Source organism: Wolbachia endosymbiont (group B) of Ablattaria laevigata (genome assembly GCF_964277395.1).
In the GTDB taxonomy this organism is placed as follows: domain Bacteria; phylum Pseudomonadota; class Alphaproteobacteria; order Rickettsiales; family Anaplasmataceae; genus Wolbachia.
The window spans coordinates 851,137-874,991 of record NZ_OZ195519.1 but is presented as its reverse complement, the minus strand read 5'-3'; the positions used below and the strand labels follow the sequence as shown (position 1 = coordinate 874,991).

19 protein-coding genes and 1 pseudogene are annotated in these 23,855 nt (G+C 33.6%); 9 read left to right on the top strand and 11 right to left on the bottom strand.

The window, feature by feature from the left end; all coding sequences use genetic code 11:
- Positions 1–8 precede the first annotated feature (8 nt).
- From rpmI to ACICP1_RS04085, 4 genes are all read right to left on the bottom strand, one after another.
- Complete coding sequence (gene rpmI / locus ACICP1_RS04100) at positions 9–215, bottom strand: 50S ribosomal protein L35 (protein WP_010402777.1); 207 nt, start codon at positions 213–215, stop codon at positions 9–11.
- A 98-nt stretch (positions 216–313) separates the two neighbouring features.
- Positions 314–859: a PAS domain-containing protein gene (locus tag ACICP1_RS04095; protein ID WP_395461131.1), complete on the bottom strand. Its 546-nt coding sequence runs from the start codon at positions 857–859 to the stop codon at positions 314–316.
- 114 nt (positions 860–973) lie between these two features.
- A complete protein-coding gene (locus ACICP1_RS04090) occupies positions 974–1,735 on the bottom strand; it encodes a hypothetical protein (protein ID WP_395461130.1) in 762 nt (253 codons plus the stop codon).
- A 289-nt stretch (positions 1,736–2,024) separates the two neighbouring features.
- Positions 2,025–2,981: a hypothetical protein gene (locus tag ACICP1_RS04085; protein WP_395461129.1), complete on the bottom strand. Its 957-nt coding sequence runs from the start codon at positions 2,979–2,981 to the stop codon at positions 2,025–2,027.
- Positions 2,982–3,199: 218 nt separating this feature from the next.
- Here ACICP1_RS04085 and alaS point away from each other — a divergent pair, with 218 nt between their 5' ends.
- Complete coding sequence (alaS, locus tag ACICP1_RS04080) at positions 3,200–5,773, top strand: alanine--tRNA ligase (protein ID WP_395461128.1); 2,574 nt, start codon at positions 3,200–3,202, stop codon at positions 5,771–5,773.
- 289 nt (positions 5,774–6,062) lie between these two features.
- Here alaS and nth read toward each other — a convergent pair whose 3' ends face one another.
- The 3 genes and pseudogenes from nth to ACICP1_RS04065 all read right to left on the bottom strand — a co-directional run.
- Complete coding sequence (gene nth, locus ACICP1_RS04075) at positions 6,063–6,701, bottom strand: endonuclease III (RefSeq protein ID WP_108784611.1); 639 nt, start codon at positions 6,699–6,701, stop codon at positions 6,063–6,065.
- A 21-nt stretch (positions 6,702–6,722) separates the two neighbouring features.
- Complete coding sequence (locus tag ACICP1_RS04070) at positions 6,723–7,121, bottom strand: hypothetical protein (protein WP_395461316.1); 399 nt, start codon at positions 7,119–7,121, stop codon at positions 6,723–6,725.
- A gap of 15 nt (positions 7,122–7,136) precedes the next feature.
- Positions 7,137–7,880 (bottom strand): annotated as a pseudogene (locus ACICP1_RS04065) (IS5 family transposase); the annotation flags it as partial.
- Positions 7,881–8,069: 189 nt separating this feature from the next.
- Between ACICP1_RS04065 and ACICP1_RS04060 the strand changes: the two are divergent.
- From ACICP1_RS04060 to trpS, 5 genes are all read left to right on the top strand, one after another.
- Positions 8,070–9,869 carry a peptidylprolyl isomerase gene (locus tag ACICP1_RS04060; RefSeq protein WP_265042129.1) on the top strand — a complete coding sequence of 600 codons (1,800 nt, stop codon included), beginning with the start codon at positions 8,070–8,072 and terminating at the stop codon, positions 9,867–9,869.
- A gap of 134 nt (positions 9,870–10,003) precedes the next feature.
- On the top strand, positions 10,004–10,318 hold the full coding sequence (rpsP, locus tag ACICP1_RS04055) for a 30S ribosomal protein S16 (RefSeq protein ID WP_006015540.1): 315 nt from the start codon (positions 10,004–10,006) through the stop codon (positions 10,316–10,318).
- A gap of 10 nt (positions 10,319–10,328) precedes the next feature.
- Positions 10,329–11,315, top strand: a complete 987-nt coding sequence (locus ACICP1_RS04050; protein WP_395461127.1) for a polyprenyl synthetase family protein — start codon at positions 10,329–10,331, stop codon at positions 11,313–11,315.
- Between the two features lie 62 nt (positions 11,316–11,377).
- Complete coding sequence (locus ACICP1_RS04045; protein WP_395461126.1) at positions 11,378–11,938, top strand: nucleotide exchange factor GrpE; 561 nt, start codon at positions 11,378–11,380, stop codon at positions 11,936–11,938.
- 15 nt (positions 11,939–11,953) lie between these two features.
- Entirely contained in the window at positions 11,954–12,952 is a 999-nt protein-coding gene (gene trpS / locus ACICP1_RS04040; protein WP_265042132.1) for a tryptophan--tRNA ligase, read from the top strand.
- Positions 12,953–12,959: 7 nt separating this feature from the next.
- On the opposite strand, the gene ACICP1_RS04035 is transcribed toward trpS, so the two are convergent.
- Positions 12,960–14,327, bottom strand: coding sequence for a hypothetical protein (locus ACICP1_RS04035; RefSeq protein WP_395461125.1), 1,368 nt, complete (start codon positions 14,325–14,327; stop codon positions 12,960–12,962).
- Positions 14,328–14,713: 386 nt separating this feature from the next.
- On the opposite strand from ACICP1_RS04035, the gene ACICP1_RS04030 reads away from it, so the two are divergent.
- Both ACICP1_RS04030 and ACICP1_RS04025 read left to right on the top strand, forming a co-directional pair.
- Positions 14,714–17,389, top strand: a complete 2,676-nt coding sequence (locus ACICP1_RS04030) for a 2-oxoglutarate dehydrogenase E1 component (protein WP_395461124.1) — start codon at positions 14,714–14,716, stop codon at positions 17,387–17,389.
- A gap of 203 nt (positions 17,390–17,592) precedes the next feature.
- The gene (locus ACICP1_RS04025) at positions 17,593–18,366 is read left to right on the top strand and encodes a hypothetical protein (RefSeq protein WP_213863778.1); all 774 of its coding nucleotides are present in this window, start codon (positions 17,593–17,595) and stop codon (positions 18,364–18,366) included.
- A 73-nt stretch (positions 18,367–18,439) separates the two neighbouring features.
- Here the strand turns inward: ACICP1_RS04025 and ACICP1_RS04020 are convergent, their stop codons facing one another.
- The 3 genes from ACICP1_RS04020 to ACICP1_RS04010 all read right to left on the bottom strand — a co-directional run bounded on the left by ACICP1_RS04020 (position 18,440) and on the right by ACICP1_RS04010 (position 21,599).
- A complete protein-coding gene (locus ACICP1_RS04020) occupies positions 18,440–19,033 on the bottom strand; it encodes a TIGR02217 family protein (RefSeq protein ID WP_213863777.1) in 594 nt (197 codons plus the stop codon).
- A gap of 53 nt (positions 19,034–19,086) precedes the next feature.
- Positions 19,087–20,667: a hypothetical protein gene (locus ACICP1_RS04015; RefSeq protein ID WP_395461123.1), complete on the bottom strand. Its 1,581-nt coding sequence runs from the start codon at positions 20,665–20,667 to the stop codon at positions 19,087–19,089.
- A 191-nt stretch (positions 20,668–20,858) separates the two neighbouring features.
- Complete coding sequence (locus ACICP1_RS04010) at positions 20,859–21,599, bottom strand: DsbA family protein (protein ID WP_052264650.1); 741 nt, start codon at positions 21,597–21,599, stop codon at positions 20,859–20,861.
- Between the two features lie 339 nt (positions 21,600–21,938).
- Here ACICP1_RS04010 and ACICP1_RS04005 point away from each other — a divergent pair, with 339 nt between their 5' ends.
- Positions 21,939–23,822 (top strand): DUF3857 domain-containing protein, encoded by a 1,884-nt coding sequence (locus tag ACICP1_RS04005; protein ID WP_395461122.1) that lies wholly within the window; start codon positions 21,939–21,941, stop codon positions 23,820–23,822.
- Positions 23,823–23,855: the final 33 nt, after the last annotated feature.

The following is a 23,855-nucleotide window of genomic DNA, read 5'->3' as shown; positions in this document are numbered from 1 at the left end:
CCATTTTGTTAAATACCATAAGGCATATAAAGCTTAACTATACGCGAGTCAGATTTACTAAGAATCGTCGTACCACGCTGATTACGAATATTAGATTTACTTCTCTTTACCATACCATGTCTTTTACCTGACTGAGTAGAGATGACTTTACCCTTAGCTGTAAGGTGAAAGCGCTTTTTGACAGAAGATTTGGTTTTTAATTTTATTTTCGTCATATTCTAAACAAATTTACAAACACCACTATTTAGTTCTTTATTAGTAATTAAGTATGAGTATAGATAACTTTATTAAAAAATCAAATTAAAATTGTATTTTAAAGCAGCTTGAATGTAATCACACCCAGTATATGTGTTATACCTTCTTTATCTCCAATTGGCAACAATACTTGCCTCATTTTAACACTTTCACTTTCTTCCTCTTCGTTAATTGAGCATTTACTCTCTATTACAGTCTCAAGTTTATCAATAACTGCATCTATTTTATATAGCCGCAAAAATGGTGCATCAATTGCATACTTATCATCGATGTACATCTTTTTTTCAAAACCATAGAATTCAATAGCTTTTTCTCCTGCATTTTCACAAATATAACCTCGATCTTTAACTTCAATGATAAAACAATGCTGCCATGACTCCATGATTTCTGCAGTGTCTATTTCATGTCTTTCTGGCCATTCTCTATCTGATCCTTTTATATCACTCCAATGTTGAGTAACTATATTCACTATTCTTCTTTCTTTGCTTTGCCTGCATAATTTTCCATTCGAAATTCCACATATAAAACACAGATATGAGGTAAATTTATCGTGAATGTATTGATTTTTTCTTACTAAAGGATGTAGATTATTGAAAATTCTCATCCTGTTTACACAACAGGTAATGATAAATTAAGTATAATAATTAGAGCATAAAAATTATTAAATGAGGAAACTGTAAAAAAATAATAAAAAAATTCTATTTTTGCAATATTTTGGCTAACGAATAGAATTAGTTCCACTTTCTAAAGTTATTGCACTTAATAAATAACTAGATGGAGTTTCTTCCTTAGCACTACTATGGCTTTTATTTTTTCTATTATAAAACCAACATTTAAATGGTACAGCTGCTGCGATAGCTGCTACCAAAGCTACTGTTACTGCTAACATACCTACTGTGAACACTATATTATTTTTCTCGTTTGAAGGTGTTTCCAATAATTTAAACTCTCTCAAGTTTGTATCATGAATCATAGGATTACCCAAAATATTCGTCGTATTTTGAACACTTTCTATATTTCGCATTGTAATTCCATTGCTAGCGTTTGATTTTTTCATTTCTTCCATTACTTGTTTTAAGTTTGGTAGTTCTGCTGTTGTATTTTCAATATCACCAGCTTCCAGCTTTTGCAAGTTCTCATTACTCAAAAACTCTTTGAGATACTTTTCATAAAACTCTTTGGCATTATATCTTTTACAACTTCGTATTTGTCCACTCTTGAGATCAGAAACAATATCATCAATCATCACTTTTGGATTTTCTGCATGCACTATTTCTCCTTCAGCAACAAGAATACGATAAGATGTATCGTCAAGCATACATACATACTTAAGTTTTAAATCACCTCCTCCCAATAGAAAATATATTGTTCTGTTTTGTTCTACATCTCGCAATTCTGATTCAATACTAATCCATCTATTCCTTTTTTCCTTATTGATTGATCTTTTTTTTCCTACAGTATTTTTAAATCTTCTTGACATATATGACCCCCAAGCTGACCAATATTTCCTTATGTATAAAAGATAAATTATTTAAGTCCACATCTTTTCACTAAGATTTTTATATTTTTATTATACTAAATAATACATATATTAATATCTGAATTTCTCATTGCAATTTATTATACCTTAGTAAAAACAATATAAAATTAGAGAAAGAGTTATAAAATTTTTTGTAAGACAGGAAAATTTCTTCTCCTTTGGTTCCAGAGCATATAAGTGCTGTAAGAGCTAAGTTGATGGCACTGTTGTGCCATCAAACTCTGGAATCTTACTCGACACTAATCTGAGAAGATAGATGTGCTACCGATGTAGCATTGCTGAGCAAAGATTCTATTTCTGATGTAGATCCGGAATGCTCAAGTTGAGCTTGTTCAGGAAGGTTTTTCATCGCTTTTTCAACATCGTAGCTACCTTCCCTATTTTTTCTATGCCATACAAAGTATCCTAATCCTGCAAAAGCTACTGCTAGCACTCCACCCAATATACCACCAGCAATCCCTGCTATTCCTATATACTGTCCTCCATTTATTTCGGGTAATTTAGGCCCTTCCACATCTGTGCTATTAAATATAGAATGATCTAACACTTCTTGTGAATTACTATCAAAACGGGAAACACTACTTATATCTTCAGGAGTAATTCCATAACTAGCATTTGATTCTTCTATTTCATTTATTACGTCATTAATCTCTTTAGTAGTTACTTTGCTTGATGCAAAATCGAATTCTTGTTTTGTTAAAGAAGCTGATTCGATAGTTACATCTTCCTGCATCTGATAATCAATTTCTTCAGTAGTAGATTCTCTCAATTGGCTATTTTCATCAGTTCTTTCTTTTAGCTTTTTTGAACTATCCTTACCCAATTCATCTACAAGGTTTTTTAGATATATTTTCTTAAATTCTCTATAATTATATTCTTTACCTTTTTCTATTTCTCCACTCTTAAGACCTAAAATAATTCCATCTATTGTCGATTCACGAATTGCTTGAGGAATGTCTATTGAATTTACTATTCCTGTAACCAAGCCTATCTCAGCTGCTCTAGAAGATATAGAGAGGTCTTTTACTGTTAAATTCTCTCCTTTAATTAAAAATTCTACTCTTCTGTTTTGTTTTATACTTTCCAAGTCAGATACAATTCTAATTGTTGGACCATCCATCTCCTGCTTATTTGTTGTTTCTCTCTTTCGCATGCTATTCTTAGTGTTTTGGCATTTTTTTGGCATTTCACACTCCTTAAATGAATTAATAAAAGTATTATTTGAATTAACAAATACTTCTCTATGTTAGTGGATAAAATATTTAAACCTATATCTTTTTATTAAAATTTTTATGTAAAAGTTACTTTTATTATACTAAGTAATGTATATATTAATATTTAGATTGATAAATTGATTTTACTTCTGTTACAACTTATTATGCATAGATAACCTCAGTAAAAACGATGAAGCTAAACGAAATTAGAGAAAGATTTATAAAATTTTTTGTAAATAATAATCACGAGCAAGTTCCTTCTTCTCCTTTGATTCCAGAGCATGATCCAACACTCATGTTTACAAATGCTGGTATGGTACAGTTCAAAAACATCTTTACCGGCACGCAAAAAACTGAAATGAAACGTGCCGTCTCAAGTCAAAAGTGTCTCAGAGCAGGTGGTAAACACAATGATCTTGAAAATGTTGGCTATACATCTCGGCATCACACATTTTTTGAAATGCTCGGAAATTTTAGCTTTGGTGATTACTTTAAAGAAACTGCGATAGAATTTGCGTGGAAATTTATTACTGAAGAATTGTCTCTTGATAAAAACAGACTATCCATAACTGTTTACCACACTGATGATGAAGCATATGAAATTTGGCGTAAGATAAGTGGCTTTTCAGATGATAAAATCATAAGAATTACAACAGATGATAACTTTTGGAGCATGGGCAATACTGGTCCATGTGGCCCATGTTCTGAAATCTTTTACGATCATGGAAATTCCGCTTTACATGAAGACGACAGAATTGTTGAAATTTGGAACCTGGTGTTCATGGAATTTAATAAAGATGAAGAAGGTAATTTACAAAAATTACCAAAAAAATGCATCGATACCGGAATGGGCCTTGAAAGAATAGCAGCTGTTATGCAGAACGTTCATGATAACTATGATATTGACCTATTTTCTGCTCTGGTAAGTAAATCGCAAGAGTACTGTGGAAATACGGAAAATAAGGTAGCTCATAAGATTATCGCAGATCACCTTCGTGCAGCTGCATTTCTCATCGCAGAAGGAGTGCTTCCTGGAAATGAAGGAAGAAATTATGTACTACGCAGATTGATCAGGAGAGCAGTACGTTATATCCACCTACTTGGATATAATGATTCTCTATTGAACCTTGTTTTTCCTGCACTCATAGATGGCACAAGTTTGGCTTATATGGGAGATGCTTATCCAGAGCTAATCAGAGCTAAAAGCTTAATAGAAACAACGTTAAAATCAGAGGAAGAAAACTTTAAAGACACTTTAATGAAAGGCATTAATCTCTTGGACAAATTCACTGCAGATTTAAAATCAGGTGACACTCTATCTGGAGAATCAGCATTCAAACTATATGACACTTATGGATTTCCTTTGGATATCACACTTGATATTTTGAAAGAAAGGAAAATAAATTTTGACCAAAAAGGTTTTGATAATGCAATGAAAGAGCAAAAAGAAAGAGCACGTGCTAATTGGACTGGATCTGGTGAAAAATCTGTTGAACAAGTATGGTTTAATTTAATCGATCAGTTTGGCAAAACGGAATTTGTTGGTTATGAACGTGATGAAGTAAAGGATGCAACAGTACTCGCAATAATTTCCTCTAAAAATGAAGTAATTGATTCTGCAAAAGAAGGAGAAAAGATAACTATTATACTTGATAAAACACCTTTTTATGGAGAGTCAGGTGGACAAGTGGGAGATATTGGAAATCTTATACAGTCTGATGGAAGTATGGTAACAGTCGAAAATACCAACAAGATTAATGACTTGTATTTGCACAGGTGCGTCGGCTCAATTTGTAAAGGTAACACAGTTACAGCTAGTATTAATAAAAAAAGAAGACAAGACTTAAGAAGAAATCATTCAGCTACACATCTTCTACACTTTGCACTCAGAAAAATCTTAGGTGATCACGTTGCTCAAAAAGGTTCTCTAGTCGCACCAAATAGACTAAGATTTGACTTTAGTCACAATAAGCCAGTCACTCAGGATCAGCTGTCTTCAGTAGAAGATATAGTAAACTCTCTAATCAGAGAAAATCTTTCTACGTCCACAAAAGTTCAAGGTATGGATGAGGCAATAGACGAAGGAGCGATGGCCTTATTTGGTGAAAAATATGGTGATAATGTTAGGGTTGTAAAAATTGGAGATTCAAAAGAATTATGTGGTGGTACACACGTGGAGCGTACCGGAGAAATTGGTTTGTTTAAGATAGCAGCAGAATGTTCCGTTGCATCTCGAGTAAGAAGAATTGAAGCTTTAACCGGTCAAGAAGCAATTAATTATGTACGCAATAACGAAATTAGCTTAAAAAAAGTTGCAGAATGCGTAAAAGCACCAGTAAATGAAATAATAAGTCGACTCAGTATTTTAAGCCAGGAGCGCAAAGAATTTGAAGTCAAAATAAAAAATCTTTATAAAAAGCTTATCAGTGTAGAAACTGTAAAAAGTACCGAAATAAATGGAATAAATTTCGTAAGCCACACTTTCAATAACGTTCCAGGAAGTATAATAAGGGAATTTGCTCTACAGCAACAAAAACCGAAAACTGTAATAGCCTTCATGGTAACAGAAAAGGATAAAACAGTTTTGATTGTCAAAGTAAGTAAAGATTTAACTAATAAGATCAATGCAAAAGAGCTAGTATCTACTGTAACCAGAAGGGATTGCGGTGGAAATGCCGAACTTGCCCAAACAGGCTGTGATAACAATAAAATAGATGATGCCATTACAGCAATCCATAGCAAAATAACAGCTTGCAAAAACTAATACACCCTACTACCTCGGTATCTTTTAACCATGAGCGAAGGTGTTATGCAAATCGTGGTAGAGAAGACTTAACTGTCAAATGAGCATATCAGGTAATAAGAACTGGATTACAGCTCCATGCTCTGGAATGACATCATTTTATTCATCAAAGTAGCAGCTTTATAACGGCAGTGCACAGAGGCATCATCAAGTAGCCCTTCATTGTCATCCCAGTGTCAGCTACTCGGATGACACCATCATAGAGATCAGCTACTTGGATGATAAAAGTAAGAAATATCGAAGTGTTGTGCTAGACTTTATACCTCTTGCATTCAAACTCACATAAATCATGAATTATGCATGTTTCACACGAAGGTTTTTGCGCTTTGCAAACATATCTACCATGCAAAACTAGCCAATGATGAGCATAAAGTAGGTATTTTTTTGGCACTACATTCAAAAGAGACTGCTCTGTTTTAAGTACATCTTTTTCTTTCACAAGCCCAACTCTATTGCTCACTCTAAAAACGTGAGTATCAACTGCCAATGTTGGAATACCAAGCCCTGAATTTAAGAACACATTAGCGCTCTTTCTCCCAACCCCTGGTAAAGATACCAAATCATCGAAATTAGTAGGCACTTTGCTATTGTACCTCTCAATCAATATTTTACTGAGCCCGATTATATTTTTTGCTTTGGAATTATATAAACCAATACTGCTTATGCATTTTCTCAGCTCACTTTGCCCAAGATTCAACATTTTTTCTGGCGTATCAGCGATACTAAATAGCTCCTTTGTAATTTTATTAACACTTATATCGGTCGTCCGCGCTGACAGAACTATTGCAACTAATAACGTAAAATGATTGGTATAATTTAGCTCTATTTTTGGCGCAGGATTTGACTGTTGAAATTTTTCAAATATTAATTCTACTTTTTTTGAGTCCATGCATAGAGCTAAAAGCTTATACTATACTGTTTGCTGTGCAAATTCAATTGCTTGAGGATTAGATAGTCCTTCAGTATTAACATCAGACATATCAGTTTTTACCTCATCAAAATTCCTTTCAGCAAATTCGCTTGCCACTTCTGCAAAACACTTTCTAACAAGAGGCATAATTATCGGCATTAATAGCCTTCGTGGATCATACCGTCCTAACAGATCAGTCTCCTTTTGCACTCTATCTCTTGGATCTTCCTCTAATAAATCTTTTGCGTGCTTCTCGGCATATATTTCACAACCTTTTGAAAATGCAGGGCTAAATATCTCAGTAGCTAGCAGTGCTAACAATGACAAAGTACCAAATATTGTCACATCAACATAAAGACTATTAGAAATAAACCCTCTATCATCAAAGAACCTGTTCATAATCTTTTGAGGAGGAAAGAAGTAAAAGCAAATTTGTAGGCTAGTATTAAGTTTACGCTCGCAATTTTTCCAAAGTCGCCTACATTTTTCCAACCAGGCAAAAGAAGATCTCTCAACAACCCATCTTTTTGGCAATACAGCAAAGGTATGTAATTCACTTCACCTCAACAGTTGCACCAATAGTTACTTTCATCTGTGTTGCAAAATTTTCTCCATTGTAGCCTGCATCAACCAGTATGTTTTTAACTTCAGAGAGACTTTCTTTAGCATTTTTAACCATTGTCAAAGCACTGCTACGATCAGTTATTTCTGCCGTTGTTATATGAATTGCGTGTGTCAAACCTTGTGTATCTACTGCAATGTGACCCTGAAATTTTCTTGCCGGCATCATAACCTTTTTCTTCAGCAGTATCGGTATTTTTTACACTTTGGGCATCAATGATGCAGAAGCTTGTTTTGGTATTCCGACCACTGTTCTCTCCAACCAATTTTTTTTAAGACAATTTCTAGAACACTTTCTCTATCTTCATTCGTTTTTTTACTCCATTTCTTGAAGTAATCGTAAAAATTTCGCCATCTTGGAAACTCTTTTGGAAGCATTCGCCATTGACAGCCACTTTTTAGTACATAAAGCACACCACAAAATAACTCATATAAACCTAATCTTCTTGGCTTTGTTTTCTTTCGCACGCTTTCTAAAATTAGTCTAATCTTTTCGAATTTTTCACAACTTATGTCACTTGGATATGTATTCCTCATACTTTACCTCATGTCAACTATACCTCATCTTAACATATTCAGAGATCACTTACAGGCTCTTAGGTTAATATAAGCTTCCATTCAATTTAATACACTACAATATTACATATATTAGCTAATTTGTTAATAGATTTACAAATATTAAATTATTGCTATTCTAAATTTAAGTGTTAGTTAACTGAGTTTACAATGAGTATTAGAAATTTTTTTACCAAGGCAATCGTTCTCCTTTTAGTTTGCTTATTAATCTTTATGGGGATTGGCAATCTTTTATCAAATGATGATGAAAGGAAAGAATTAGCTAAAGTAGGAAAGGAAGTTATAACATCAGATGAATATAAATTACTATATCAAAATTATGAAAAGCAAATTTCTGGATCTGATGTAAGTAAAGAACAAGTAAAAAAGCTGAAATATGATTTACTTAACGCACTTATAGAGCAAAAACTATTGTTTAACCTAATTAGCGAACTTGGATTAAAAGTTGGAGAAGAATCTATCAAAAGCCATATAAAAAATACCAAGTACTTTCAGGACGATAAAGGAGAATTTGACCATAATAAATTCCATCAAACTCTAAATAGCCTGCATATAACAGAAAAGGAATATATAGAAAAACTAGAGAAAATCCTGCCTGCAATGATGTTCATGACTTCGTTATTTAAAGATAATTATCCGGTAACTTTTGGTGAGAGTGTTGATGAGCAGATATACAAAAATCGCTACCAAACTAGAGTAGTTGATATTGTTAAAATAACTGAGGATGCAATTACAGACGTTCCTGAACCAGATGATCAAGCCTTACTTGATTTGTATGAAAGAAATAAGTCCAATTTTTATTACCCTGAGTATCGAACTGCGCAATACATTTCTCTGGATCAAAAATATTTTGAAGATCAAATCAGAATTTCAGATGAAGAGGTTGATAGTATAATAGAACATCAGGAACTTAAAAATCAAAGAGACATATTCAATGTGATATTTCCTACCAAAGAAAAAGCTGAAATAGCAAGAAGAGCACTTGAAGAAAGTAAAGCAAGCTTTGAACAAATAATAGAAGAGTTTAATAAAGTGAAACTCGATGAAACCAGAGTAAATAATATAACTAAGGATTTCTTACCTGAAAATATGAGAGAAAAGGTATTTGCTCTCAAAACAGGTGAAGTAAGTGAAGTTTTAACAAGCAATTTTGGATGGCACGTAATAAAGGTAGAAAGCATACATCAAATCTCTGATGAAGACTTGGTTGATTTAAAAAAAGACATAAGGTCAGTTTTAACCAATCAAAAGTCTTTTGAAAAAGTCAATGATTTCATAAATCAAGTGAATTATAAGATATACAATGGTGCAACGATTGAAGAAATCTCCAATAATTACAATTTACCTATACAAACCATTGGTCCAGTAGATGCTAGTGGGAAAGACCAAAGTGGTAATGAAGTAGGAAATTCCAGTGATTTCATTTCTTTCATTTTTTCACGCGAGAAAGATCAGAAGAGTTATTTTAAGGGTGTTGGAGATACTGTTGTTGGTGTGAAAATCAGTGATATCGTTCCTCCTAAATTACAAAATTTTGAAGAAAGTAGGGAATCAGCCATAAAGCTTTGGCGTAGTGAATTTATAAAAGAAAGAATGTTTAAAATGGGACAAGAAGTAGCAGTTCAACTAAGAGAAAAGACAGATTTGGAAGAAATGCAAGGTATAAAATTGGTTAAAGGCCAGCAAATACAACGCAATGAACAAAACTACCCTTTTTCTTTCATAGAAGAGATTTTCAATATGAAAACAACTAATTCGGTAACAGATCCTATTCAATACAATAATGAAATTATAATAGGCGTTCTAAAAGAAATGCATTCATCAAATGGTAAATTAAACATGCTTGATACCGGAAAACGTGTGATGATATCGCTAAAGGAACAGTTAATTAGCTATCTAAAATCAAAGTATAGAGTAGAAGTTAATCATGCTATGATTGATGATATATAAAAAAGTTTATTATCTTCCTTTTATGAGTGATTGGAGGGGGCTATATTGTATTTTTAGGTAAAAGAGGTACAATTAGTTTGACTTGAGCTGTTTATTGTATTTAAATTATAATTAATATATGAATAAAGGTTGACATGGCAGTTAAAATAAGGTTAGCAAGGTTTGGGGCAAAGAAACGTCCTTTTTATAGGATAGTTGTAGCCGATTCACGAGCACCAAGAGATGGGCGCTTTATTGAGAGAATAGGACAATATGATCCAATGTTGCCAAAAGACAATAAAAATCGTGTTGTGGTAAAAGCTGATAGATTAAAACATTGGCTAAGTGTAGGAGCGCAAGCAACTGAAAGGGTAATGTGGTTCATTAAAAAAGGCATAGTAGATTTAGAAACAGAATCGAAAAAAATAGAAAAGAAAAAAGTTGAGAAAGTACAAGGGCAAGAAGCATAAGTCCTATTAAATGCTAAACACTGATTTAACAAAAAGTAGTAAATTAGATGATATTGTATCTTCTGATTTATTGGCTATGAATGACTTTATCTTCAAAAATGTCAATGATGAAGGTATTAAGCTTGCTACCGATATTACATCTCATCTTATTAATTCAGGAGGAAAAAAGATAAGGCCTAAGCTCATTTTTATTATTTGTAAAATGCTGAATTACTCTGGAGAGAGTAGGATCAACATTGCTGCATCGGTAGAATTTATACACAACGCTACTTTACTTCATGATGATGTGCTTGATGAAAGTAAGGCACGCCATGGAGTTGCAACAGCAAATAAAATTTGGGGGAATAAATCAAGCATTTTAGTTGGTGATCTATTATTGACCTTAGCATTTAGATGGCTTATAGAATGTGGGAATTTAAGTGTTCTCTCTATTTTATCTAAGGCATCTAATTTGCTTGTCAAGGGTGAGATAAAGCAGATGACAACGCGTTTTGACCCTAACACAATTAGGAAAAATTATTTTAATATCATTGGAGAAAAGACAGCATCTTTATTTTCTGCATGCTGCGAGGCTGCATCAGTAGTATCTGGAGCCACAAGTGACGAAACAGAGAGGCTAAGGAATTTCGGGTTTAATTTTGGTATAGCATTCCAAATAATTGATGACGTGCTAGATTATACTGCTAATCAAGGCACTTTAGGAAAGCAACTTGGAAAAGATTTCTTTGAAGGTAAAGTTACTTTACCTTCTATTATAGCATATGAAAAAGGCAGCCCATCAGAACAAAAATTCTGGGAGAAATCTTTTTCTTCAGCTAGACACAATTTTGACCAAGCATTACAATATATTAATCATCATAATGCCATTCATGTTTCTATGGAAGAAGCTAAACACTATATTAATATGGCGCAAAGTAATATTGATACTTTTTCTGATTCTCTTTATAAAACTGCTTTGATTGACTTTTTAAATGCAAGCATAGAAAGACAAGGATAGCTAACGCTTGATATTTTTAGATTGATTGTTATATATTTATTAAGTTTGTAAGGGTGAATGATATGTCAGATAGTAATAAAGAGAAAAAAAAGAAATTTGCAGATATGGTCAGTAAACGAAAAGGGGATGATCAAGAAGATCAGCAAACAGGTGATTTAAGTGAAGAGCTTAATATATTAAAAGAACGTGCAATTCAGCTTGAAGATCATTTACGTCGCGCTGTTGCGGATAATGAAAACGTTAAACGTATAATGCAAAAGCAAATTAGCGATGCAAGTGATTATGCAGTCACAAAATTTGCACGTGATATGATCGACTCTTGTGACAATTTAAAAAAAGCAATGGAAAACTTGAAAGATGATGATCCTATTCATGAAGGAATAAAAGTGGCGCACCAAAAGATTGTGAGTGATCTAAAAAAACATGGAATAGAAGAAATAGATCCAATAGGTAACTCTTTTGACAGCAATTTACATCAAGCTGTTGTGGAAAGAGAAGATAATGAAAAAGAGCCTGGTACTATTGTAGAAGTACTACAAACTGGTTATACAATTAAAAATAGGTTGCTTCGTCCTGCAATGGTTATTCTTTCTAAAAAATCTGCTGATTGCGAAAGTAACTAATAAAACACTCAAGGTATGGAAGAAGTTGTCTTCTCAGGTATTCAGCCAAGTGGAGTATTACACTTGGGCAATTATCTTGGTGCAATTAAGCAGTGGATAGGCTTGCAGGATAAATATAAATCTCTTTTTTGTGTTGTTGATCTGCATGCAATCACAGCAAATAAGCTTCCCGCAAATGAATTAAAAAATAATATTTTTAAAGCAGCAGCAACTTATATTGCATGTGGAATAGATCCGGAAAAGTCGATTATTTTCAATCAATCCGCAGTTAGTGGTCATGCAGAATTGGGCTGGCTGCTAGGGTGCTATACACCAATTGGTTGGCTTAATCGTATGACTCAATTTAAAGATAAGGCTGGAAGCGATAGACAAAAAGCTTCTCTTGGGTTATATAGCTACCCAGTACTTATGGCTGCGGATATATTGCTGTATCAAACTAAATATGTTCCTGTTGGCGATGATCAAAAACAGCATTTAGAACTTGCACGTGATATTGCATCAGCTTTTAACAATCATTATAAATGTAGTCATTTCATCATACCTGAAATCTTAACTTTGGATTGTACATCAAGGATAATGAGCTTAAGAGATGGAGCAAGCAAGATGAGCAAATCTGATCCTTCAGAATATTCATGCATTAACCTTGACGATACAGATGACTTAATTGTCAAAAAAATAGAAAAAGCAAAAACAGATTCAATTCTAGGCTTTGATTTTTCTACTTTAAAATGTCGTCCAGAAATAAGCAATTTGATAAATATTTATTCAGTGCTTAGTGATTTAAATGTAGAAAAAGTGTGTAAAAAAGTGGATAAACATGACATGAAGAACTTTAAAAAAGAGTTAGCTGACTTAATCATCAGTGTTATATCACCCATACGTGAGAAGTTGAACGGTCTTTTGAAGGATCAGCTCCATTTACATAAAATATTAAAAGAAGGTACAGAAAAAGCAGCAGAGATTGCAAATAACAATATAAAAAAGATCAAGGATATTATAGGGTTTGTTCAATAGGTTACAACTATTTCTTCCCATGGCTTTCAAATCGTGCAGCTATTTTCTTTACACTAACATGAGTGAGAAGAGGTTTTTTACTAACCGGAAGTTTAGAATCGGACTTTGCTGTTATGGGGTTCATTTTAGATCTTTTATTTCCTACCGGAAATGAGTGAGATTGGGAGGCAGTTTCTTGCGATGGTGCAGGATCTTTCTTCATACCGATATCTGCTTGTGTTGCAGGGGTGGCTTTGCTCTTAGCAACTTGATTTTGCTCAAATTTTCCTACTATTGACTTTACTCTACCGTCCTTCTTGTTATTTACTTTTTCTTTTATAATAACCGCTTTTACTTCTGATGCTGCTTTATCAGCAGATTTTTTCAGGATTGGTTTACTTTCAGCTGATTTTTGCGAAGTCACTTCTACTATTATTGGTTTCGTGCTCACTTGTTGATCAACAATATCTAGCCTTTTAGGATTTGACAGTATTTCAGATTTATCTTCTTTAGTTTCTTGCCTAATTTCTTGATTGGTAGCGTTTAGCGCTGGTGGCTCTGGAGCCTGTCTCTTTTTATATCCTCTTCTTGTTCCTGCATTTTTCTTAGGTTTCGTTTTGTGAGTTGGCTCCTTTTTAGCTAACTTTGAGTCTTCCGAATCTTTTGTTGAAGATTTACTACTTTTCTCTTGATAATTTGATATTTCCTCATGTCCAGACTCTTCACTTAATGAACTTTCATAGCCTGAATCTTCAGGAGATACATTCTCTATTTCTGGTTTAAAGTGTACCTTTTTTGAGGCAGTAGGAGGTGGCGGAGGTGCTGTTGTTGGCCGTTTTATTCTCTTCATAACTAATTTTCCTACCGGCTGTTTTCCTTCTTGCAGCTTAGGAGTATCTTCCTTCTGCTTTGATGTCGTTTTATTTTCCGTGCTTACTTCGTATGATTTATGTTCTTTATTGCCTTTTCCACTCTGTTTCGAATCTAAAATTTCTTTAAGTCCTTTCTTGAATAGATTAATTGTACTTAAAATATTTGTGTATTCGGCTGCTTTTTCTATAGTGAAACCTGATAATTCATCACCAACAAAATTTTTTATGTCATTATCATTAGTTGGAATATCTTTTCCCAAGACTCTATCTAATATCCCTTTTAATGTTCCAATAAAACCGAGTGGCTTTGTGCTCAAAGGTTCTACATAATTATTCAAGTCAGTATATATAACAAACTTGGCTATATCTTTTGCCTTGCTTGTAAAAGCCTTCAGAGCTTGAGATAAATCTCTCAATGTTTCATCATATTGTTCATTAATTTTTTTTGTATCATTCAGCTTTATGACTCTTATCAAAGAATTGAGATTTTTATCATAATTGTCACTTTTAAATAGATCACTCATACCAATTACTGTTTATCGTTTACTTAAATATAAATTCAAAGTATTAAGACCGAGTAAATGTTATATGACTTATCCTCTGACTCATAAACGCTTGCGTTCCTTAATGTGCAAAAAAATTTCAATAATCAGCAATAGTATAGAAATCCAAAAAACAAGTAGCTAACACTGGAATCTAGGAATTATGATTGGGCACAAGTTGATGAGTATAGTTGTTTTATGTTGAAATACAGCATTTATGGAAAGATTAGATGTCAGTCTAGAATGACACCCTTTCTGGAAAACTCGGATTACAGTGTTTGTATAACTTAATAATTAGAAACTAAAGGAGTTCTTTTTTAAAAAACTTAAGTTATACTTATAAGTATTTGATATCTTTTGTAGTGATTATGCTAAGTCTAAGCTGCCTTTATGGTGATAATGCAGAATTTGTAGAAGAAATGTATAGCCGTTATCTGCAGGGCGATAAATCAATCGGGGAGGATTGGAATAGGATTTTTTCAAGCAATTTAGAAATGAATAAAACGGAAGCCTGCAATGCACAGCACGCAGTCAAGTCGGATGATTCAATTTCTAGCTTAGCAAATTTCTTCAGATCTTACGGTCATTTTTTTGCGGACTTAAATCCATTATCACCGCATGTAAATAAAGAAATAGATTATCAGAAATATTTGAATATCTCTCCAGCGCATGATGCTGAAATATATAGAGATATTTACTGCAAGAACATCGGGTTTGAATTTATGCATATTTCCTCTTATGAGGAAAGAGTGTGGCTGCAGGAGAAAATTGAAAATCAGGTCTATACGCTAAGCCCTCAGGATAAAAAAGAAATACTAAGGCACTTGATTGAATCTGAGATGTTCGAGCAATTTCTCCATATGAAATTTCCTGGATATAAGCGTTTTTCTATCGAAGGTGGGGAGTCAGCCATTGTTGCAATTGAAAGAGTTATTAGTGATTCTGCAGCTTTTGGTATTGAAGAAATAGTTCTTGGTATGGCCCACCGAGGACGGCTTAATGTTCTAACCAAAGTTATGGGGAAAGAATATGCGGCAATGCTGTCTGAATTTCAAGGCAATCTTGCATACCCAAGTGGTCTTGAGGTATCTGGTGATGTCAAATATCACCTTGGTTACTCTTCTGATCGAGCACTTGCTGGTGGTAAAAAAATACACTTAAGTTTATGTCCTAACCCATCTCACCTTGAGGCGGTAAATCCAGTTCTAGCTGGAAGAGTAAGAGCGAAGCAAAATATAAGATCTGTGCTTGGAGTGTCAATTCATGGTGATGCAGCTTTCATCGGGCAGGGAGTGGTTGCCGAAACCCTTACTTTGAGCAACATTGAAGGTTATACAGTAGGTGGTATCGTGCATATTGTTATTAATAACCAAGTTGGTTTTACCGCCAACCCATCCTGCGCACGCTCATCTTTTTATTGCACTGATGTAGCAAAATCAATAGAAGCTCCAATATTTCATGTTAATGGAGATAATCCAGAAGCTGTGAGTTTTGTTGCGAATTTGGCAATGGAGTATGTGCAGAAATTTAAAAAGGATGTGGTGATTGACATAATATGCTACCGCAAATATGGCCATAATGAAGGCGATGAGCCAAATTTTACTCAGCCACTTATGTATAAAGCAATATCAAAGCATAAAACTCCAGGCACGCTGTACGAAGAGAAGCTGACTGCAGAGAAAGTGCTAGGTAGCGATGAAGTAAGTAAATTATGCAGCGAATTTAGAACAAGATTGGATAAAAGCCTTACTGAGTCAACGACTTATACTCCAAAAAAAGCTGATTGGTTTGATGGAGTGTGGTTAAAACTCAGGAGAGCAAAGTTGAACGATTTGAGTGAATATTATACGGACTCTGGTGTTTCACCAGATGAGCTAAAAAAATTAGGTGTACACATAAATAGCAATATTCCAAGTAGTTTTAATCTCAATAATAAAGTCAGAAGAATACTTGATGGCAGAATAGAAAGTATAAATTCCGGTAGCAACATAGACTGGGCAACTGCTGAAAGTCTTGCATTCGCGTCATTGCTTAAAGAAGGAATAGGAGTGCGCTTGTCAGGACAAGATTCTGGTCGCGGTACCTTCTCGCACCGTCATTCAAGACTTGTTGATCAAGTAACAGAAGAAACGTTTATTCCACTGAACAACATAAGTGAGAAGCAAGCTCGCTTTGAAGTTATAGATAGCGCACTATCTGAGTATGCTGTGATGGGTTTTGAATATGGATATAGCCTTGATTCTCCTTATTCACTTGTGCTCTGGGAAGGGCAGTTCGGTGATTTTGCAAATGGCGCGCAAATTATGATCGACCAATTTATCTCATCTGCAGAAACAAAGTGGTTGCGGTCAAGTGGTCTAGTTCTACTTTTGCCTCATGGTTATGAAGGGCAGGGGCCTGAGCATAGTTCTGCTCGTATAGAGAGGTTTTTGCAGCTCTGTGCAGAGGATAATATGCAGGTGGTTAATTGCTCTACTCCTGCGAATTATTTTCATGCTTTACGCCGACAAATTAATCGAGATTTTCGTAAGCCTTTAGTGGTGTTTACACCTAAATCACTATTGCGTCATAAAAGCGCAGTTTCTAACCTTTCTGACTTTGAAGGAAAATTTCTTACGGTAATTCCAGAGTGTAGAACAGGTTTAGTTGCAAGTGATAAAATACGTAAAGTTGTAATATGTAGTGGTAAAGTTTATTACGACATAATTGAAATGCTTGAAGCACAAAAAATAAACGATATAGCAGTAGTGCGTTTAGAACAATTTTATCCATTCCCGGCCGATAAACTAAACAATGAACTCGAAAAATATAAGAACGCTGAAATTATATGGTGTCAAGAGGAACCAAAAAATATGGGAGGATGGTTCTTTGTCAACCCATTGATAGAAGAGGTATTGTCTGGCCTCAATGCTCAAGCAAAAAGACCTAAGTGCATTGCAAGACCTGCTGCTGCATCTCCTGCATGTGGTTATGCTAATATCCATGCTCAGCAACAAGCAGAAATTTTGAAGCAAGTTGCGCAGGTACAACTGTACAAACACTGAGCGGCTTCAAGCAGACTTATTAATTAGACTCTAGCACTTAGATAACTTACAACAATCAAACCTTTTATATACTTATACAAATATAAAAAGACTTTTATTTTTTTATAAAAGTATAATATTTATTAACATTTTCATTTATTTTTCTTAATATAGTTAATATAGTTAATATAGTTAATATTAATATTAACTATATTAAGATATATATGAAGACAGAAATATTTGAGAGGCTAATAGGGCAAACTAGACTACGCAGCGATAGCAAGGCTAAAATCATACGGTTAAATAGAGACAAAAAGGCTTTTATAGATGAGGATAAAAAGTCTATCGAATTAGCTGAGGCTATTTTTGCAGAAAATAATATGTTTCGTTTTCGTAAACCAGGTCCTGCTACGGATTACATTTTGCACAAACTAATAAATGATAGAAAGCTTCTCGAGGAAATGAAAGATAGAGGTACAAGTATAATACGTCTTTTTTCTTTGCTATCAATGTATCGTGGTCTTCCTAAGTGCTATGTTGTGAGAAAAGAAGGGTGTATTACTGAGTTTGGAATACTTACTTATATTGACGAATGTTTAGAATCAGTACCTTTAGAAGACTTTATACTTATTGAGTCTGCTTCGTACCTAGAGTACATTTTGTTTGAGAATGATGATATTAGAAATAGGTTAGCTGAAGATTTGACTGAAGATAAAACAAAATTAGATATTTTCGTAAATGGAATTTTAGCAATAAATAGCTCGGATTTAGTATTATCTTGTATCAACACAATCGAGGCTTTTAATGAGGAAGCTAGAAATTTTGTCAATCACATACAGAAAACCAATAGGATGGACTACCTCTTTAAGGAAAATGGTACAACACTTGTAAAGTTAGTTCTAAAAGAATTATTAAAACTTTCTATTTTACAAGAAAGAGAAAACACTACATTAGAATTTCCTCAAATTTCGAGTGTGGAACATTGTAATGGGCGATAGACTTTAAAATGTGCAAGGCTCATTTAAATATGAGCCTCAGTATCGCTTAACTTTTATGGAGCATACTTTAACTTTATTTCACTTCCACCAAGGGAATATTGTTCCAGCTATTGCTGCCATAGTTATCAATAGAAGCGTTTAGGTAATCTGTATCAAATCGTACTGGTACATCAAATTCGAAGCTTGCAGTAATTATTCTGCCTTTTGCTGGTGGTTTCATAAATGCTATTTCTCCAGTTGAATAATTCACTGAATATTTTTCTGTCTTTTCACCATCTAGGTAAATTTTTATTGTATCATGCACTGGCTTTTTAATAGTTCGTGTATGCTTGTCTTTTCCACTTATGTAAGTTTTCATCAGTTGAAAGATCGTTTTTTTATCGTCTCCTATGCCAATTTCTTGATTGATAACGGTAAAGTCTGACCAATCCTTAAAACGAAATCCTATTGCTTTACCTTTTCGTGCCTGAAAAAATGTTATGAGTTCTGTTAGCTGCTCGTTTGACCTAACTCCATAAGCTATGTTATACCTGGCACGTGCACGAGACCAATTGATATTGCGCTGCTCACAACCATTATGAGTTGTTACAACGTCAGTGGAAAATTCAGGTCCTCCAGTAGAGCCATAAGATATATTTTCTGGAAATCTAATTTCTGTAAATGACATATGTCCTCCTGTAAAAATAAAGTTGAGTTGATATAGATGAAGTAGGAAAGATCTTAAATTTTTGAAGCTGCTTTATCAATCAGGCTATAAATTTTAAATCCCGTTTCTTCTAAAAAAGTAAAGGTGTTGTTTTCTCCTACCTTACCTTTCAGTTCGTTAATGTCTTGATGACTCTGCGTTAACTGATATACACAAACACATGCAATGGCTAAAGCAACTCCAGCAAGACATGCTAAAGGAATTGGTTGGGTAAAAATAGCAACTGTAGCAAATGCTGTGAATGCTATAGCTGTTATTACAGTAGCTATGCTATAAATAGCTTCGCTTCTGTAACTATTGATTAATTTCTTTTCTATTTCCTCTTGTTGTGTTTCTTGCCCTTGTTGATGAGAAATAGTAATTACTGTATCTGTATGAATTGGCTCACTAGCGCTGGTATTAATTCTCTCTTTTTGTGTTTCATGATCTTGCACAATTGCTGATTTGCTAGTTCTGATATTATATTGTTCTTCTTGCTCTGATTGATCAGAAGCAGGAACTTCTTTCACCTCACCAAAGATTTCTTCATTAGAAACTGGTTGACTTTCTGTTATATCTTCAGAAATTTCACTTAGGAGTGGCACAAAATGCCTCATGTAATTCACTACTCCTACAGTTTTTTTGCTACTATCTATCTCTAGTTGATTGAGATTTATATCTTGTATAAAAACTTCTGGATCATCATCATGTGCTGTAATTTTAGTTACCGTAACTTTTTGACTATCTTCCTCTATTGAATAAATATAAAGTTCCACTTTGTACTTGTCGCATATCATTCTACCTTCAATGTTTGGACGACCCCATATAGCTAGAGAATTAGTTTCTGTAGACATATTTTTAATGTTGTTTAGATATTTAGAAAAAGACTTGGAATTATCTGGCTTAATAGTAACTTTTTCTCCTTTTTCTTTTCCATCTTTGCTTATTTCTTCTTCTTTATCTTTACTTGTTTCATATTCGTCATAGTCGTCTAGTAACCAATCATTATCTGTGCCATACCTACTTTTCAAAATCTCTGAAATCTTCTCTTCTCTATCTTCACGATATTCCTCTAGTAACCAGCTGAAAAACTCCTCTTCTGTATATTTGGTTATTATTTCTTCACCTTTACACCAGTCTGTTTGTGCAGATATGCCTTTTTCATCTTCGCTATTTCTTTCCTTCGCTATTACTTTGCTATCCAAATTTCCTTCACCTACAAAGTATCCTCCTTCTTCAGCATCTCCTGTTATTTTTTTATAAACCCACGAATTTGCATTTGCTCTAGCATAATTTTCACAATCTTCTCTTAATGATTTTGCGGTAAAACGATGACCAGGTTTTATATTTAGCTCATTCAATCCTTGAGCCAAGGAGTCAAAAAAGCAATCTCCTTCTGATATAGAAGCTCCTATTTTTAGCTTTTCAGGATAAGCTCTCTTTAGCTCATTCAATAAACTACTTCTTTTTGTTTTTTGTGCCCGAAATTTATAAACTAGTCTTTCTAGCCTTTGAGAATAAAAAGAGTCTAGATTCTTAAATAAAAATTGACTTAATTTTGTGCTTTTTTCGACTTGCCGAAAAAGAGCAATTGGTTTTCTGTTGAAATTTTTCATGTTATAACTCCAAAATAATGATTGTATTTTAATAGATTAATCAGCCTAGGAAGGCTAATTACTTAAGGTCGTGCTGTGTTGCAAGCAAACATCACCTACTTTTCTTGAACTAATATGTAGCCTATACATATTGTTACTTAGTATATCTTAACTATACTTAAACTCTCTTATGCTGTCAAGCAGGGAATTTATTAATCTTTTAACTCATCCACTTTTTTGCGTAGCACATTTAAATCAGTTGCTCCTACAAAAAGACTATCTCCAATTATCAAAAAAGGTGTACCGCCTACTCCTAAATTCCTTACTAAAAGTTTGCTGTTGTTTATCATTTGCTCAATTTTGTCTGCATTATTTTTCATAGAGTTATTAAAATCGTTCTCGTTAATCCCTATATTTTTCACTATACCTAATATAGTTTTATCTGAAAATTCTCCTCTGTGATCTAGTGCAGCATAGTGAAAATCTAAGTACTTTTCTTTATCGATAAAATAAGTTGCTAAAGCACCTTTTGCTGCCTTTAAAGAATTGTTACCAAGTATTGGAGCATCTCTAAAGATATACTTAATTTTGCCATCATTGATCAATTGTTTTACATCGTTCTTTATAGCTTTGCAATATCCACAAGAATAGTCAAAAAAACCTACAGCTATGATATTGCTATTTTCATTTCCCGAGTAAGGATAAGTGGAGTCGAATATTTCATTTTTATGCTGAGAAATTTTATTTTTGGTTGCATTAGCATAACTATTTTTAGCTGACTCTTCCTGGAGAGCTTTTAGAACTCTATCAAAATTTTTACTGATGTAATTATCCAATCTCTCACCTATATAATCATCATTTAAGTTCTGACTGCGGTGTGAAAGCCAATTGTTTATTACTGGTAAACTTGCTACTGCAAGTATAAAAATCAATAAAAATGGTATTTTAGACATATACTTACTTAAAGAATACAAATATTAAAGAAATGCTTAATGTTAAAACATTTTTATCAAGAAATGCAAACTTTATAAAATGAAATTTAAGATATTTTTGTAAAGTTCATCATAAGATTTGGTGATGAAAAATTTTGCAGAGTAAGGCATTTATAAAGATTTAGATAGTCTTTACCGCTATTTCTAGCAAATTGTAAGCAAAAAAGTTGATTATCTTGTAATCGCTGCATATAATATCGGTAAGCGCGTCGCTAAGTAATATGAACACACTAAGTCTTACATTTCCGATAGTGTTGTTCGGATATAATAGAATGATTTTTCAATAAATGTAAGTAAAAAATGAGGTTTTTAAAAGCTGTCTTTAACTTAGCAATGTTAGCATTTTTTGTAGCTTCGACAGCTGAAGCAAGGTGGAGCAAGTACGAAGATGCTTCTGTTGAGGTTAAGTTTTCTAATGTTAACATTAATGTTAATAGAGATGGTACCTACGAAACGGAAGTAGAACTTCAAGCAAAAATACTCAAAGAATCTGGACGTGATAGATTCTCTCTATATAGTCTTATTTACAATGATGATAGTGCAGATCTTACTGTTTTAGAGGCTAAAACAGCTTATAACGGAGAGGAATATATAGTCACTGAAGACATGATAGAGGATAAACCGCTAGCTAGTCCTAGTAAAGGCTTCGATCAGTTAAGGCAAGTAACTATATCGTTTCCTAAAATAGAAATTGGTACAGAAGTATATTTAAGGTATAAACAAGTTAACAAAAAGGTTCCTGTTGATAATTTTTATGGCTTGAGCTTTTCTTATCATGGGGATTATTTACAAGCAGAAAATACTAAAATCAATTCTGAATTACCCCTGGAGATTAAAGTTAATGATCCAAGAGAAGTATTAGAAATAGCTGAGGAAAAAAATGATGATATACACTCTATAAGCATTGCTTTAAAGAAAGCAGTTTATGAAAACACAACAAATGAACCACATAATGGAATATTGAACATAAAACACAACACTTGGGTATCACTTTCAAGCTTATCTGAATGGGAGGATTTAGCTAAAAAATTAGCTCCTGGATATCATAGCGTCATCAATCAGCCGCTTCCTGCAACTTTTGAAGCTATAGCAGAATTTGCTGCCAATGAGAGTACCGATGAGGAGAAAATTAATGCAGTTACTTCTTTATTGAATGAAAAAGTTCAGTACATGGGAGACTGGCGTACAGTGTCAGGAAAATTTTTTCCGAGAGATTTGGAGAAAATTGCTGATTCTCAAGTTGGGGATTGCAAAGACTTTTCTGCTAGCACGGCTGCTATTCTGCAAAAACTTGGTTATAAAGTTCAACCTATTTTAGTTATGAGAGGAACTACTAGTATTTCCAATCCTGAAGCATTACCTAATATGGGTAATTTTAATCATGTGATGCTCAAAGTAACAAATAGAGGTGGGAAGATATATTGGATCGATCCAACTAATACCGTCAGTATGGCACAGGGTGTTTTTCCAGACATTGCTGATAGGAACGCTCTAGTACTGGATTCTGAGGAAGCAGATTACATAAAGATTCCTGCTGTACAAGGTGAAAATTCAAAAGTGATATCCCATAGTGAATTAACTATAGAAGATAACGTTGTAAATGAATATGGCCAGCTTACCGTGCAAGGGGAAGCAGCCTTAGGCTTAACAGGTGTTGGATTATATTATTCAGATGAGCAATTAAGAGATTCTGTTTTTCGTATGATTAGTGGAGTATATCTTGATGAAGAAGAAAAGAAGTTCTTAGAATTGCCTGACCTTACCTTGCGTAATGTAGAGGATCTTACAATAAAATATGAGTTCCAGCAAAAAAATAAGATTTTTAAGACAAATCTAGGGCCGGCTTTGAATTTAGGAGATAATTGGCTTAATGATGTTGTCAATACAGCTTCTGACCAAGTGTCAGACCTTTTTATTGGTGTTCCTAAAACTAAGGAAAGCCATATGATAATAAAAGATATCAAAATTAAAAACTGTGAAAATTTGAATTTTGAAATAGATTCTCCTTGGTTATATGTAAATAGGTTCTGTAAATATAAAAATGATGGAACCGAATTTAGCAATTTAATAACCATAAAGAAAAGCTTTATTACCAATGAAGAATTAAAGACTGCTGAATATAAAAACTTAAAAAGCGAATTGGAGAATAATTTTTCTAGAGCCTCTATAATAATAAGTGAATGAGTTGTGCTGGGAAAAGCACTTCTTAAAAGGCTT

Excerpts from the sequence above, each read along its gene's own strand:
- ACICP1_RS04085 (WP_395461129.1), bottom strand. The coding sequence starts at position 2,981 with ATGCCAAAAAAATGCCAAAACACTAAGAATAGCATGCGAAAGAGAGAA.
- ACICP1_RS04095 (WP_395461131.1), bottom strand. The coding sequence starts at position 859 with ATGAGAATTTTCAATAATCTACATCCTTTAGTAAGAAAAAATCAATAC.
- ACICP1_RS04035 (WP_395461125.1), bottom strand. The coding sequence starts at position 14,327 with ATGAGTGATCTATTTAAAAGTGACAATTATGATAAAAATCTCAATTCT.
- ACICP1_RS04090 (WP_395461130.1), bottom strand. The coding sequence starts at position 1,735 with ATGTCAAGAAGATTTAAAAATACTGTAGGAAAAAAAAGATCAATCAAT.
- ACICP1_RS04030 (WP_395461124.1), top strand. The coding sequence starts at position 14,714 with ATGCTAAGTCTAAGCTGCCTTTATGGTGATAATGCAGAATTTGTAGAA.
- ACICP1_RS04050 (WP_395461127.1), top strand. The coding sequence starts at position 10,329 with ATGCTAAACACTGATTTAACAAAAAGTAGTAAATTAGATGATATTGTA.
- rpmI (WP_010402777.1), bottom strand. The coding sequence starts at position 215 with ATGACGAAAATAAAATTAAAAACCAAATCTTCTGTCAAAAAGCGCTTT.
- alaS (WP_395461128.1), top strand. The coding sequence starts at position 3,200 with ATGAAGCTAAACGAAATTAGAGAAAGATTTATAAAATTTTTTGTAAAT.
- ACICP1_RS04010 (WP_052264650.1), bottom strand. The coding sequence starts at position 21,599 with ATGTCTAAAATACCATTTTTATTGATTTTTATACTTGCAGTAGCAAGT.
- ACICP1_RS04015 (WP_395461123.1), bottom strand. The coding sequence starts at position 20,667 with ATGAAAAATTTCAACAGAAAACCAATTGCTCTTTTTCGGCAAGTCGAA.
- nth (WP_108784611.1), bottom strand. The coding sequence starts at position 6,701 with ATGGACTCAAAAAAAGTAGAATTAATATTTGAAAAATTTCAACAGTCA.
- rpsP (WP_006015540.1), top strand. The coding sequence starts at position 10,004 with ATGGCAGTTAAAATAAGGTTAGCAAGGTTTGGGGCAAAGAAACGTCCT.
- ACICP1_RS04025 (WP_213863778.1), top strand. The coding sequence starts at position 17,593 with ATGAAGACAGAAATATTTGAGAGGCTAATAGGGCAAACTAGACTACGC.
- ACICP1_RS04005 (WP_395461122.1), top strand. The coding sequence starts at position 21,939 with ATGAGGTTTTTAAAAGCTGTCTTTAACTTAGCAATGTTAGCATTTTTT.
- ACICP1_RS04070 (WP_395461316.1), bottom strand. The coding sequence starts at position 7,121 with ATGAACAGGTTCTTTGATGATAGAGGGTTTATTTCTAATAGTCTTTAT.
- ACICP1_RS04060 (WP_265042129.1), top strand. The coding sequence starts at position 8,070 with ATGAGTATTAGAAATTTTTTTACCAAGGCAATCGTTCTCCTTTTAGTT.
- trpS (WP_265042132.1), top strand. The coding sequence starts at position 11,954 with ATGGAAGAAGTTGTCTTCTCAGGTATTCAGCCAAGTGGAGTATTACAC.
- ACICP1_RS04020 (WP_213863777.1), bottom strand. The coding sequence starts at position 19,033 with ATGTCATTTACAGAAATTAGATTTCCAGAAAATATATCTTATGGCTCT.
- ACICP1_RS04045 (WP_395461126.1), top strand. The coding sequence starts at position 11,378 with ATGTCAGATAGTAATAAAGAGAAAAAAAAGAAATTTGCAGATATGGTC.